Annotated in this window: 10 protein-coding genes; 1 reads left to right on the forward strand and 9 read right to left on the reverse strand. The window is 55.8% G+C overall.

The genetic code is table 11. From position 1 onward, the window contains the following. Nucleotides 1–142: 142 nt before the first annotated feature. Both QP503_RS02385 and metG read right to left on the reverse strand, forming a co-directional pair. Nucleotides 143–3,841 carry an alpha-L-fucosidase gene (locus QP503_RS02385; protein ID WP_181002162.1) on the reverse strand — a complete coding sequence of 1,233 codons (3,699 nt, stop codon included), beginning with the start codon at nt 3,839–3,841 and terminating at the stop codon, nt 143–145. Between the two features lie 449 nt (nt 3,842–4,290). Further along, nucleotides 4,291–6,132, reverse strand: coding sequence for a methionine--tRNA ligase (gene metG / locus QP503_RS02390; protein WP_103633082.1), 1,842 nt, complete (start codon nt 6,130–6,132; stop codon nt 4,291–4,293). A gap of 317 nt (nt 6,133–6,449) precedes the next feature. Here metG and QP503_RS02395 point away from each other — a divergent pair, with 317 nt between their 5' ends. Then, nucleotides 6,450–7,025, forward strand: a complete 576-nt coding sequence (locus QP503_RS02395; RefSeq protein ID WP_285101171.1) for an isochorismatase family protein — start codon at nt 6,450–6,452, stop codon at nt 7,023–7,025. A gap of 85 nt (nt 7,026–7,110) precedes the next feature. On the opposite strand, the gene rsmI is transcribed toward QP503_RS02395, so the two are convergent. From rsmI to QP503_RS02430, 7 genes are all read right to left on the reverse strand, one after another. Then, nucleotides 7,111–7,968, reverse strand: coding sequence for a 16S rRNA (cytidine(1402)-2'-O)-methyltransferase (gene rsmI, locus QP503_RS02400; protein ID WP_285069596.1), 858 nt, complete (start codon nt 7,966–7,968; stop codon nt 7,111–7,113). 118 nt (nt 7,969–8,086) lie between these two features. Beyond that, nucleotides 8,087–8,926 (reverse strand): metal ABC transporter permease, encoded by an 840-nt coding sequence (locus tag QP503_RS02405; RefSeq protein WP_285069595.1) that lies wholly within the window; start codon nt 8,924–8,926, stop codon nt 8,087–8,089. Next, a complete protein-coding gene (locus tag QP503_RS02410; RefSeq protein WP_103633079.1) occupies nt 8,923–9,849 on the reverse strand; it encodes a metal ABC transporter permease in 927 nt (308 codons plus the stop codon). Before QP503_RS02410 ends, QP503_RS02405 begins: the two co-directional genes overlap by 4 nt. Then, nucleotides 9,846–10,607, reverse strand: a complete 762-nt coding sequence (locus QP503_RS02415) for a metal ABC transporter ATP-binding protein (protein WP_103633078.1) — start codon at nt 10,605–10,607, stop codon at nt 9,846–9,848. The genes QP503_RS02410 and QP503_RS02415 overlap by 4 nt, the downstream gene beginning before the upstream one ends. Before the next feature lie 9 nt (nt 10,608–10,616). Continuing rightward, entirely contained in the window at nt 10,617–11,798 is a 1,182-nt protein-coding gene (locus QP503_RS02420; protein WP_285069594.1) for a metal ABC transporter substrate-binding protein, read from the reverse strand. 171 nt (nt 11,799–11,969) lie between these two features. Then, nucleotides 11,970–12,527, reverse strand: coding sequence for an NADPH-dependent FMN reductase (locus tag QP503_RS02425; RefSeq protein WP_103633076.1), 558 nt, complete (start codon nt 12,525–12,527; stop codon nt 11,970–11,972). 263 nt (nt 12,528–12,790) lie between these two features. Then, nucleotides 12,791–12,991 carry an Rv0909 family putative TA system antitoxin gene (locus QP503_RS02430; protein WP_103633075.1) on the reverse strand — a complete coding sequence of 67 codons (201 nt, stop codon included), beginning with the start codon at nt 12,989–12,991 and terminating at the stop codon, nt 12,791–12,793. Between the last annotated feature and the right edge of the window lie 338 nt (nt 12,992–13,329).

The raw sequence follows: 13,329 nt of genomic DNA on the forward strand, positions 1-13,329 counted from the left end.
CGCCCTGCACACAACCGCGCTTGTTCACGGCGCGGGCGGGTATGAGCCGCGCTTGTTCACCATCGGGCGTACACAACATAAAGAAGGTGCCTCGGGAACAACCCCGAGGCACCTTCATCTATGCCAGGCCGACACTCAACGATCAGTCACGCACACGCCTGCGCGCAGCAAACCCAGCCACACCAGTAGCGAGGAAGAGAGCCGAAAGCTCTGCAAGCAAAACCGCATCAGCACCCGTTGAAGAAAGCTTCTTCACCGAGGCTTTCTTCACAGGCTGAGAATCACCAACAGGCTTATCGGCATTCGACTGATCCGGAACAGGCACAGCATCCGCGGGAAGAACCTCGAACTTAATGATGCTCTCACCCGACTTGCTCACCACCTTCACAGTGTGCTCGCCAACTTCAAAGCCAGCCGGAACCTTCCAATCAGCCTGAGCAGTCCCCTGCTCGTCGTCATACTTGATATCGCTTTCAGGGATTACAACTGGCTCCGAGTGAACGGTGAGCTTAATACGCTCGCCCTTCTTCAGACCCTTCACACGAATCGACAGAGTATCTCCAACCTTCACCTGAGCAGCACCCAACTCAAGAGTCGGAACATCCGCCTGACCAGGCTCATCACCACCAGGGTTCGGAGTCGGAGTCTGCTGGTGCAGAACAACACGAAGCGGAGCCGTTACTGCTTCACCTTGCGAGTTGGTTGCAACCGCACGATAGAGATGCGACTGGACGTCCTTCGATGCCTTCAGGCTCAACTTGTCAGTTGTTGCTCCTTCGATTGGAGTCCACGAATCTTCAGCACCGCTGACCTCACGTGACTGCCATGCAATCGTCGGAACGGGCATACCTGAAGCCGTCGTGGACAGGACGACGGTTTCGCCCTCGTTCACTGTGACTTTCTGCCACGCACCATCGTCAGCCGGTTCAAGAACCGAGTCGTTCAAGCTAGCGGACAGCGGGGTGAGGGCCGGCTTTTCGACGATATTGATCGTGAGTGGCTCAGAGTACGCTGTCTCGACGCTATTCGTCGCAGCAACTCGCACCTTCAAACCGTGGTGCTTCGCGTCGATCTCAAACGAGTAGCCCTGCTGCGTCTGGCCTTCCACATCGTTCCATGTCTGACCATCAGCCGAAGTCTGCCACTGAAGCTTAGGGGCGGGGAAGCCGCTTGTTTTAGCAGTAAAGGTCAGGATTGATCCGGGAACAGCGTTCAGCTGGTCGCCCGAAACGCTGAAGCCTTCTTCAGGGTCAGCAACTGCGCTAATAACCGCGGTGGGAGCAGTGTTCTGCCCGTAGACCTCAACCTCAGCAAGGTTGAGTTCCTTCCAGTTTCCTGGCAACATCACACGAATGTAGCGAGCCTGGTAGCCATCGAAATTCAGACTGGTCGGGAAATCAGCCTTCTCTTCGACCTTGAAGTACTTGAGTTCTCCTGCTTCACCCTTCTTCTCAATTTCTTCGCTGGATAGCTTGTCGTCAAGCTTGTCCTTCGAAGCAATAACGTAGAAGCCCTTCAGGCGCTCCGCACACGACTGGTTTCCGTTGCACTGATCGTCAGCAGAACGGTTGTAGATGTTAACCTGTCCGACCGGAACTGTTTTCTCAAGGTCAACCTCCCACCAGGGATCATTCTGCGTAGCCGTTGCGCTAACCGAACCGTTGTCCCACTTTCCATCCGTGTTGCCGTCGACGGCTCGGGATGCTGGGCCGTTCCAGGCGCTGTCAGAAGACTGGCGTGCAGGCTTCTTGAGGGCCAGGTTCAACGAGGGATCGACAACCGTCAGGGTTGCGATTTCCGACGTGGCTGTTCCAGCTTCGTTGGTGGCAACGACAAAGAAATCTGCTTCATTGTCATCCTTTGTTGTGACGAAGGTGTACGAGGAATTCGTTGCACCCTCAATCAGTATGGCCTCGTCCTCGTCCTCGGCACCATCCTCGTCCTCGGCACCGTCCTCATCCTCGTCCTCGTCGTCGGCATCAATGCGGTACCACTGGTAGGTCGGAGCTGGGCGACCCGAGGCGCCGGCAGTGAAAGTGACGGATTCACCTTCGACGACCTGTGCGTCGCTCGGTTGAGACGTGAAGGTCGGAGCAACCGAGGCAGCGTGATCCTTGTATGCTGCCACCTTGATCGATTCAACCTTGACGTTGAGAGCATCGGTGTAATAGCTCGGGTTTGCCAGCTGGATGCGAAGGCGAGAGACCTCATTCGGGTTCATCGTGTACCCGGAGATGGGACGGGTCTTCAGGTCAATTCCTTTGAACAGGTGAGTGACGCCGTTGAAGCTCACGTTGTATTCAACGTCGTCTTGGAAACCCGACGATTGGGTGAGATCAAATTCGACATCGCCGTACTTTTCGCCAGAGCGATCAACGATGTAGGCGTCCAGGATGGCCGCGTCGCGCGAGGCGCCAACGGTGCGTTCGACAATATCGCGCGTCGGGATGGTGCCACTTCCGTGGTCGAGGTTCACGGTCTGAGTGGGGACGTAGCGCGCTTCACCGTCAAGGGCAACCTTGATGACAGGACGGTACTTGTCAGGGGATTCTCCGGACATCGTCACTGTCAGGTCAAGGCCGTTGCGGGCAAATTGAACGGGGGTTCCCTTGCCATCAACCGTGACTGAGGTGACCTTGTTTGCCAGTCCAGGAACGGTGATTGATTCTCCGGAGTTCCACTGGTCCGGGAAGATGTACAGGTCTGAACCATTCACTGTCAGAAGAGCGTTAGACGGTGCGGGGATCCATGTTGCACTTGCTCCGTCGATGGCGTGCGGGTGATCAGTGTGCCATGTTCCTAGTTCCTTCAGAACATATTCGTCGTATTCAGGGAAGGAACCGTCACCCATCGGACCGACGTTGAAGGCGAAGTTTCCGCCGTTGGCTACGACACCGACGAGGTTCGAGATCGTCTCGCTAATTACTCTGTTAGCTGTGCCCGCTGCGCGATTTGCTCGGGAGTCTGAACAGTAGGACCAGCATTGGGGGAAGATGGATCGGATGGATTCCCACGGACCGATACTGAAGGATGAGTGGACCGCGTTGTCACCACCAACGTTGAAGTCACCTTTGTTGTTCCACACGCGAGAGTTCACGACCGTTGTATTCGGCTGCAGTTCATGGACCTTGTCGGCCATCTTCTGAGACTGTTCCGCGGTCGGGCGACCCATGTCGAACCAGAACTCGGCGATTGGACCGTAGTTGGTGAGTAGCTCGGTAATCTGGTCGAGGTTGTATTGAAGGTGTTCTTCAGTGATGGGGTTGAGGTTGGAGTAGGGCTCGGGCTCATGCTTCTCCCAGTCGATGATGGAGAAGTAGAAGGCGAGCTTCATGTCGATCTTGCCGCATTCGTCAGCGAGCTGTTTCATCGGGTCTTTCCCGAATGCTGTCTGCTTGACGACGTTGTAGTCCGTCGTCTTGGTGTCCCACATGGCAAAACCGTCATGGTGCTTCGAAGTCACCATGACATACTTCATGCCTGCGTTCTTTGCGGTCTGGCAGATCTTCGCAGCATCCCATTTGTCTGCAGTCATCTTCTTGGCTTCTTTGAGGTATTCCTCGCGAGGAATGTTCATCCAAGCCTTGATTTGTTCCGGGTAGCCGATGCGCTGGCGTTGTCCTTTGTAGCTTCCTTCGAACATTGAGTAGACACCCCAGTGCATGAAGAGACCGAATTGCAGTTTCTGCCATGCAGCGATGCGTTCATTCGTGGACTTTTCCACTGCTGCGGGCGCACCAAGGATATCTCCAACGTTTTCCTGCGATGTTTGCACCGAGGCAAATGCTGGCGATAGTGCGCCACCCCCGATGAGCAACGCGGCGGTGGCCAGGCTACTCACGATCCGTCGTCGTAACATACGGCGGTTCCCCTTTCGAGTGTGTTAATGGGACAGACATCGTTGTCTTTTCCTCTTCGTTGAGGTTTCCCATTAGGGAATCGTAATGACGAAATAGAAGCGATTTCTTTCACTTGATGATCGAAAATATTAAATTCGATAGTTTTTCGACGGTTCGATTAATCCTTACTCCAAAAGGTCCTAGGTAAAGTAGTTTCTGAGAAAACTAAAAAATATCCTTATGCCTTTTCCTATTGCCGAGGCCACGCTCCCCAAAATCACCGCGCTTGTTCACCGTCTGCCCCCGCACACAACCGCGCTTGTTCACGGCGCGGGCGGGCATAAGCCAGGGGCAAGTGAAGAAGGCGTGCCTTGCCGTAGACAGACGAAAGGTGGGAAGCGGACGAGCTTCCCACCTTTCGCGGTGTTGAATGAGTTGAGCTTACAAAGGCTCAGGCTCCGGTCACATCATCGGGAGTTGAATCCGCGTAGCGTGCGAGTTCTTCTTCGACGATGGCTTCGTCGAGCTTGGTGAAGACGGGCGTCGGCTTCACGATCGGGGTACCCACCGTGATGAGGTGGCGTTCCCACGTTGGAGCTGAGGTGTAGTCACCCGTAATAATCGGGTATCCGTTGCGGCCATCGAATGCTTCGGGCAGAACCTGCGGGTCGAGTTCTTCGACCTCTTCGATGCGTGGCATCGGAGCGATGTTGCCCGCACCGCCCATGACGCGGTCAATGTCGTTCGCTGCGTGAGGAAGGAAGGGCGAGAGCATCAGGTTGAGATCAGCGACAGCCTGGGCGAGGGTATGCAGAACCGTTGCAAGTCGTTCACGCTGTTCGGGCGCCTTGAGCTTGAAGGGCTCGGTGTCGGTGACGTACTTGTTGGCTTCACTGACCAGTCGCATCGCTTCAGAGAGTGCGGCCTTCTGACGGTGGTGACGGATCAGGTCACCGATGGTTTCGAAGCCTTTGTTGATTTCGTCCAATAGCGCACGGTCGATATCTTCAAGCTCGCCGGGAGCAGGAATTTCGCCGAACTTCTTGGCGATCATCGATGCCGTTCGGTTGACCAGGTTGCCCCAGCCGGCGACGAGTTCGCCGTTGGTGCGGCGCACGAATTCTGCCCATGTGAAATCGGAGTCGGAGGTTTCCGGGCCTGCTGCGCTGATGAAGTAACGCAGGGCATCTGCCTGGTAGCGAGCCAGGAAGTCACGGACGTAGATGACGATGCCGTGGGAGGAAGAGAATTTCTTGCCTTCCATGGTGAGGAATTCGCTGGACACAACTTCGGTCGGCATGTTGAGGACGCCGAGCGTTCCGGGCTTTCCACCCTTGGTACCCTGACCGTTGTAGCCGAGCATTTCGGCAGGCCAAATCTGGGAGTGGAAGACGATGTTGTCCTTGCCCATGAAGTAGTAGGACAGGGCCTCGGGATCATTCCACCACTGGCGCCATGCTTCGGGGTCACCGGTGCGACGTGCCCACTCGATTGATGCTGAGAGGTAGCCGATGACGGCATCGAACCAGACGTAGAGGCGCTTGGTTGGCTGGTCTTCCCACCCGGGAACTGGGATGCCCCAGTCGATGTCGCGCGTCATGGCACGCGGGCGGATGTCTTCGAGGAAGTTCTTGGAGAACTTGATAACGTTCGGACGCCAGGTGCCGGACTGTTCACGATCGTCGAGCCATGCGGACAGGGCTTCGGCGAGTGCAGGTAGGTCGAGGAAGTAGTGGGTGGACTCAACGAACTTGGGGGTCTCGCCGTTGATGCGCGAGTGCGGATCAATCAGGTCGGTGGGATCCAGCTGGTTACCGCAGGCGTCACATTGGTCGCCACGAGCGCCTTCAGTACCACAGATCGGGCAGGTGCCTTCGATGTAGCGGTCGGGCAACGTGCGTCCAGTTGAGGGTGAAATTGCTGCGCGAGTGACCTGTTCGATCATGTATCCGTTGTCGCGGACAGTGCGGAACATTTCTTGGACGACTGCGTAGTGGTTGCCGGCGGTCGTGCGAGTGAAGAGGTCGTAGGACAGGCCGAGCGCGACGAGGTCTTCGACGATCAGTCGGTTGTTGCGGTCTGCAAGTTCGCGAGCGGTCACGCCTTCGCCGTCTGCTGCGACGAGGATCGGAGTACCGTGTTCGTCGGTTCCGGACACCATCAATACGTCGTGTCCTGCCATTCGCATGTATCGCGAGAAGACGTCGGAGGGCACGCCGAATCCGGCAACGTGTCCAATGTGACGGGGACCGTTGGCGTAAGGCCAAGCTACTGCAGACAAAATACGGCTCATGGTTCTAAGGATAGTGCCCCGTCGGGCATATTCCGAACTCGCGTCTCCCCGTTCCCCCACCGCGCTTGTTCACCACACCCACCTCCCCACACACCGCGCTTGTTCACCGTTTCAGTGGGCACGTATGACCCGAATTCACTGATGCATTTCTTCAACAAGCGCGCTCAAAGGGCTTAATCACGGCACTGCAGGCTTCTTGTTTCCACGAGCGTTTGCCCAAAAGCTTGAACAAGCGCGGTCAAAACGGTGAACAAGCGCGGTCAAAACGGTGAACAAGCGCAGTAGAGTTGAGGGCAACATACATAAGAGGAGCTCAGATGAAACGCGCACTCATCATCGTCGATGTCCAGCCCACTTTCTGTGAAGGCGGGGCTTTACCCGTTGAAGGAGGAAATGCGTGTGCGGAGCGTATCCGCACGTATGTGGATGACCATCGCCAAGAGTACGGCTTTATTGCGACGACGCAGGATTGGCATATTGATCCGGGAGCTCATTTCTCTGCGACCCCGGATTATGTGGACACGTGGCCACCGCATGGCGTGGCCGGTAGTGCCGAAGCGGAGTTGCATCCTGCCATTTGGGACCTCGACGTTGATGCCCACGTGAAGAAGGGCCAGTTTGCGGCTGCCTACTCTGGGTTCGAAGGGATGGACGAGGCCGGGACTTTGCTCGGCGATTTACTGGATGGTGCCGGAGTGAATGAGGTTGATGTCATCGGTTTGGCGCAGTCTCATTGCGTGTGCGACACCGCGTTGGATGCGAAGAAGGCCGGTTTTACCGTGCGAGTGCTCTCCGACCTGACGGAGCCGGTATCACCGGAAACTGGGGCTGTTGCGTCGAAGAAGTTGGCAGACGCTGGGATCCCGAAGGTTCCTTCAACCGAGATTAGCTAAGAGGATTCTGGTTCCCTACCAAGACACGGGGGCGGTGCTACTGACACGTAGCACCGCCCCCCATTTCAGCTCACCTGCTCACATATCACTGTTCTTTGTAAGCGAGAGCAGCTTTATAGAGTTCGTTCTTCCGCAAGCCTGTTGCCGAAGCAACTTCGGCTGCCGCGTCTTTGAGTCGCATTCCTTCCGAAGCTAACGCAAGCACTGTTTTCACATGGTCTTCAGCGCTCTTCTTGCCTTTGAAGCCGGCGATAACAATCGTGATTTCGCCGAGTACTTCCCCCTCTGTCTGGGTAATCAGGTCCGATAGGGAGCCTCGTAAAACTTCTTCATATTTCTTTGTCAGTTCTCGACACACGACTGCTTGGCGCTCCCCGCCGAAAGCACTGGCCATACGTTGCAGGGTGCCATGAACGCGTTTGGCTGATTCAAAGAAAATGAGAGTGTGCGGGTCGTCTGCAAGCGCTTCGAGGTAGGCGCTTGCTTCACCGTCTTTACGGGGCAGGAAGCCCTCGAAGCTGAAGCGGTCAGAAGGCAGGCCTGAAACAGCAAGCGCAGTAACAGGGGCTGACGGACCAGGCAATGCAGAGACGTGAACACCACGTTCGACCGCTGCTCGCACCACGCGGAACCCGGGGTCTGAAACGGTTGGCATTCCGGCGTCAGAGACCAGCAGGACCCGCGCTCCTCCTTCGGCACAGTCGACGAGGCCCTCTGCCCGGTCGCCTTCATTGTGATCGTGCAAGCTGAGAACTTTACCGTTTACTCGAACGTTCAAACGGCTAGCCAGGGCCAGCATGCGCCGGGTGTCTTCCGCTGCGACAACCTCAGCTTCTTGCAGGGCCCTAATAAACCGTGGTGAAGCGTCGTCCACATCACCGATCGGGGTTGCTGCAAGCAGGATGGACGCAGGGCGTTGTACAGGTTCACGTTGTTCTGACACGATCTCATCGTCTCATCGAGCTGGGAGGCAGTACAAGCCACGATCGGCCTCGTCCGTTGAATTCACGAAACCCACATGGCTCGCGTTCGGGCGAACCGCAACCGACCGCCCGGCCTCGTCACCCTTGCGCGCAACGAGCCCACACGATCAGACGACTGGCGGCGAAAAAGATACCGGCGAAAATCGCGATCATGCCACCAACCGAAAGGTTGAACGCCACACCGCACGCGAAACCGATCACTCCGATTCCCAGCCCCGCGAGCGGAGCGGCAACCATGAAGTGTGGCCATGACTTGATCAGCGGGGCAAGTCCCGCCGCGGGAGCAGCGAAAAGCGCAATCGACAATACAGTGCCGACGGCGGGAATCAACAGGACGATTGCACCGATGACCATTGCGATACTCAGGCTCTCAAGAAGACGCGTGTTCATCCCGCGTGTCAATGAATCAATGGGGTCGTAGCTCTTAAAGACCAGGTCTTTCCCCCACACAGCAACGATGATGAGCACCACCACTAGACCCGCGCCGGCCGACGCAACATCCCAGGAGTTAACCGTCAGAATCGAGCCGGTCAGAAACGACTGGATTTGAATCGGCAACGGCGAAAACCAGCGGTACAGGAAGTAGCCCATCGCGAACCCAAAGGTCAGCACGATGCCGGCGCTTGCCTGTGATGAAATCCCCGGAATTCCACCGAGGAACCGCATCAGCCCACCTAGGGGAAGACAGAAAAGGAAGGCGCCAACAAACAGGGCAAGCGACATCTGCTCATGGCTCGCCCCAAGCGTGGCGGCGATGACTACGCCCAGAATGCCTCCTGGGAATGTTCCGTGCGTGACTGACTCGGCAAAAAAGATTTTCCGGTCGAGGAAGGCGAAAGCGCCGACCAGCCCGGCGAGTAAACACACGGCAACGAGCTCCATGACAGGAAGGAGAAGAACATCCAGATGAGAAATCAACAGCGCACCTTTCCCCTTCGTTTCCCGATCGCAGCGATACCGACAGCGATGAAGAACAGTGCAACAAGGACAAGGACGACACCCGCTTGCGGAGAGATGGGGCGCGGGCTGGGGGTCAGGAGAAGTTGCATGCCTAGCCAGCTGGCAAGAAGGCTCACGCTCACTCCAATAATGCTCGTTTGTCGCACTGTTCGTCCAAGCAGACGCCCAGTTGCCCCTGGAACGATCAAGAACGCGATGACAAGAAGCACGCCGATTGCCGACGATGCTGCGACAACGACCGCGGCAATACACGCGTTCAGCACGTAATCGATACCTCTGACGTTGATGCGTGACGCCTGCGCTCCCTGCCGGTCAAACGCAACGTAGAGGTGTTCCTTCCACGTTAGCGCAAGCATGATTCCTGTCAGGATAAAGACGACCAGCGACTGAGCAAGCCCAGAGTCGGTCGTTTCCAACAAGCGCCCGAACATGAGGGCTTCCAGTTGCCCTGACATATCACCGACTTTGAGGGAAATCGTCATGCCGAGTGCGAAGAAGGCAGTCAAAATGACCGCGGTTGCACCTTCATGCGCTGATTCGTTGTCGCTTTCTCGCCTGGAAGACTGGCTTGCCACTAGTGCAATGACAACTGCGATGCCAGCACATCCGGCACCAATAATGATGGCGTCGCTCCCGCCAACGATGAACCCGACGACGATTCCGGGGAACACTGAGTGCACCATGACTTCAGCGTTAAATTCAGCTTTTCGTAGGTTCACTAGCGTACCGACGAGGCCGGCCACCACTGATAGAAGGACAAGAAATATAAATGGCCGGAATAGGAAGGGATAGGCCGCAAGACCCCTGAGCCCCACGATTGATTCGGCGAGCGCTCGAAGGTGTTCAACGAGCGTTGCAACGCCATCGGACAGCGTGTTCATGCGACTTCCCCACGTTGCTTGCGGGAGTCGTAACAGGTCGCAAGTTCACACGCCTCAGTTTCTAGGCTTTCGGATCCGTATGCCTGTTTCATGAGCTTTGGGGTGAGGACTTCGCGGACGGGACCGAAGGCGATCTGGCGCCCAGCGACAAGGATTGCTTGGTCGCAGACGTCATAGGCTAATGAGAGATCGTGTGTTGAAACGACGACGCTTGTTCCATCATTTTTTGCGCGTCGAATGATTCCGAGTAGGGCATCACGATTGGGCTGGTCCAAACCGTTGAAGGGTTCGTCCAGCAGAATCAGTTTCGGTTGGGCGATAAGTGCGCGCGCTACGAGTACACGCTGGCGTTGCCCGCCTGATAGTTCACCGAAACGGTCCTTGGCTCGGCTGAGAAGACCAACATTTGTCAGAGTGCTGGCGACTTTTTCTCGGTGGGCTTTCCTGGGGAAACGGGCAAGTCCGATCTGTTTGTAGAGACCCATCATGACAACTTGTTCAACAGTGATGGGGAATGTCAGGTCGAGGTCAGCCGATTGAGGGACGTATCCGATGGTGTCGGGAATGCCATCAATGTGTCCTTCGAGAATAGGAACGCTTCGGGCTAGGGCTTTGAGTAGCGTCGTTTTTCCGGATCCGTTTGGGCCGACTAGGGCGAGCGCCTCACCGGGGTTCATGCGCCCTTGAACCCCGGTGAGGACGACGCGCGTCCCGTAGCCAACTCCAGCGTCGTGAAAGGTGATGCCGTTCGTGGTCACGGGTATTGCCTACTTCAAGTTGTCTGGAAGCTGGGCCACCACGCCATCCCAAGCAGTGACGATGGTCGTGACGTTGTGGATGATTGAGCCGGTGTAGGTTTCTCCCGCGGATCCTGCCGGCCCCAAGGAATCGCCGTATAGGGCGTCGTCGCCAATGATGGCCTTCACACCGGCTAGTTCAGCGATCTTCTCGATTGACTTTGAATTGTTCGAGTTTTCGGCGAAGAGCGCTTTTGCTCCAGAGTCGATGACGGTTTGGGCGGCTTCCTGAATGTGTTCAGCGGTCGCGTCCTGCTGTTCATTGAAGTCAGAGAGGGCCGCGCCGATGAAGTTGATCCCGTAGTCCTTGGAGAAGTAGCCGAACGCGTCATGTGATGAGAAGAGAATGCGCGAGTCTGCCGGAACGCTATTGATCGAGTCTTGGACCCACTGGTCAAGGTTGCGCAGTTTGTCGGCGTAAACGCTGACACTTTCTTCAATTCCTGCGGCGGAGTCGGGGGCTACTTCTTTGAGGAATTCACCAATGTTGGCAACTTGAACAGCCGCGTTCTTTGGGCTTGTCCACACGTGGGGATCGTAGACAAATTCAGGTTCCGTTTCGCCTTCTGCTGGCGGGAAGGGCCACTTGCGCACCTCGACCTTTTGGGTGCCTCGTTCGACCGTGTAGGGCAACGAATCGTCTTCGGTGATGGCTTGCGGGTCGGTTACTTCTTTGCTGGTCAGAATGCCGCTGGTGACGCCCATCGTTCCCTTGAAGCCGGATGCTTCAATCGCACGGTCAAGGAAATGCTCGAGGTCAACTCCGGATACAAGGAGCACGTCAGCTTTGGCAAGTGCTGTCGCTTGCGAGGGAGTGAGCTCATGTTCGTGAGCTGATGCGTTGGGGGCAAGAAGGCAGGTGAGTTCGAGTCGCGTTTGGTTCGTGGCATCTTCACTACCAATTGTGGTCTTTTGTCCGTCTGCGCCTGTTTTCTCGAGGACGAGGCCTGCCGTCGCTGGCGCGCCGGCAGCGATCTGCGTGACATAGTCACAGATTTGGGTTGTGGTGGCAACGATGCCGACTTTTCCATGCTCCGTTCCGCTATTCGCGCTGGCGTTGGATGCGTCGTGGTTGGCGCAACCGGCAAGAGCCAGACCGAGCACACTGGTAAGTGCCGCTCCTTGGAAAATACGGGTATTTGAGCGATGCATTGATTAAGACTCCATTTTCATGTACAGTTTCGGGCACTCGAAACTGTACATGAGAACACCTTAACTTGCAACATCCCAAGTTTATTGAGGTACTCCTATAGCACCTTGCTCTAGAAAACCATGTGGGGGTGGACCATTCGACCCATCCCCCACAAAGCTAAGAGCTATTGGTCAGCGAAGAGGTGCGAGAGCGTCCGTGCGCGCAACCATTGCCGCAACCATGTCCTGAACCTCGTTGTCATGATGCGCGCCCGGCTTGAATTCCGACATGTTTTCAAAGTCGGTAATGAGCGAAAGCGAAACCTGCTGAGTGACCATCGTAGCTTCGAAGTTCGCCAGAATCTGACGCAGGTGTTCAACCTGACGGACACCACCGCTGAAGGAGTAGCCGACGAAGCCGACACCCTTATTCGCGAGAGCCTTGGGCTCAAGGAAGTCGATAGCGTTCTTCAGGGCGCCAGGAATTGAGTGGTTGTACTCCGGAGAAACAAAGATCAGCGCATCGTAAGACGAAACGGTTTCGTTGAACTTTGCGCCACCAGGATCCTGCGGGGTAGCCATTGCAGGCGGCATCGGCTCAGCGAAAAGGGACATATTGAAGGAAGCAATGTCAATAACATCAGCGTTGACACCTTCAACAGTATTTGCTTTGTCGACAACCCACTGAGCAACAGATGCGCCAACACGGTTCGAACGGACGGTGCCAAGAATAACGCCAAGACGAGTCACGATAAACTCCTTAAGACTGTTTAAACTCTCAACTACTATATATTTATTTCAATCTTCAATCAACGTCACGTGAGGTACGTTCAGACACTGCAAGAACCTTCTGGGTCCCTCATTGATTCAATGCGCCTACGAACTAATGACAGAATGGTCGACGCGGTAGCCAAAACCAACGAACGTACGCATTGAGTGATGCCAACATTCAAGGGACGGTCGTAGACAAAAGGTGGGCTAGAGTTTCCTCTAGCCCACCTTTTAACGTTGAATCATTCACCGATCTTGTCGTCAACAACGTCGCGAGCTGCGTCAATCTTGTCGTCAAACTTACCGCCGGTAGCTGTCTTGGCTGCATCTGCAACCTTATCCAGGATGCCGTCGGTGTTTTCTTCGGTCATCATACCTTTAGCAGCGTCGGTGGCCTGGTCCTTGAGTTCTTCGGCCTTGCCCTTGAGATCGTCGAGGTTCATTGTTTCTCCTTGTATTAAGAACGATGTCGTGTTCAGTCTATGAGGACTTTGAAGGTTGCGCACTATATAACGAGGACTCAGTGCTTACAATGAGCGACAATACGAGAGATACTAGGGGCCAACAGAGCACACTGGGAGAACCCTCGATTGCAGAAGGGGCCCATCAACACCGCCTTCTCAGATGGGCACGTGCAGCAGTGAGTGCCCCGGCAAGTACCCGCAGGCGAACATCTTGAAAGAGCGACAGTGCAAACCGTCTTCGCACTTTGTGCACAGTAGTAAACCCCTTGGAGGGGTGCTCCAAGGGGTTTACGTGAGTTAAAATTGCGGCGGTGTCC

It is taken from the genome of Pauljensenia sp. UMB0895, assembly GCF_030218905.1.
GTDB lineage: Bacteria > Actinomycetota > Actinomycetes > Actinomycetales > Actinomycetaceae > Pauljensenia > Pauljensenia turicensis_A.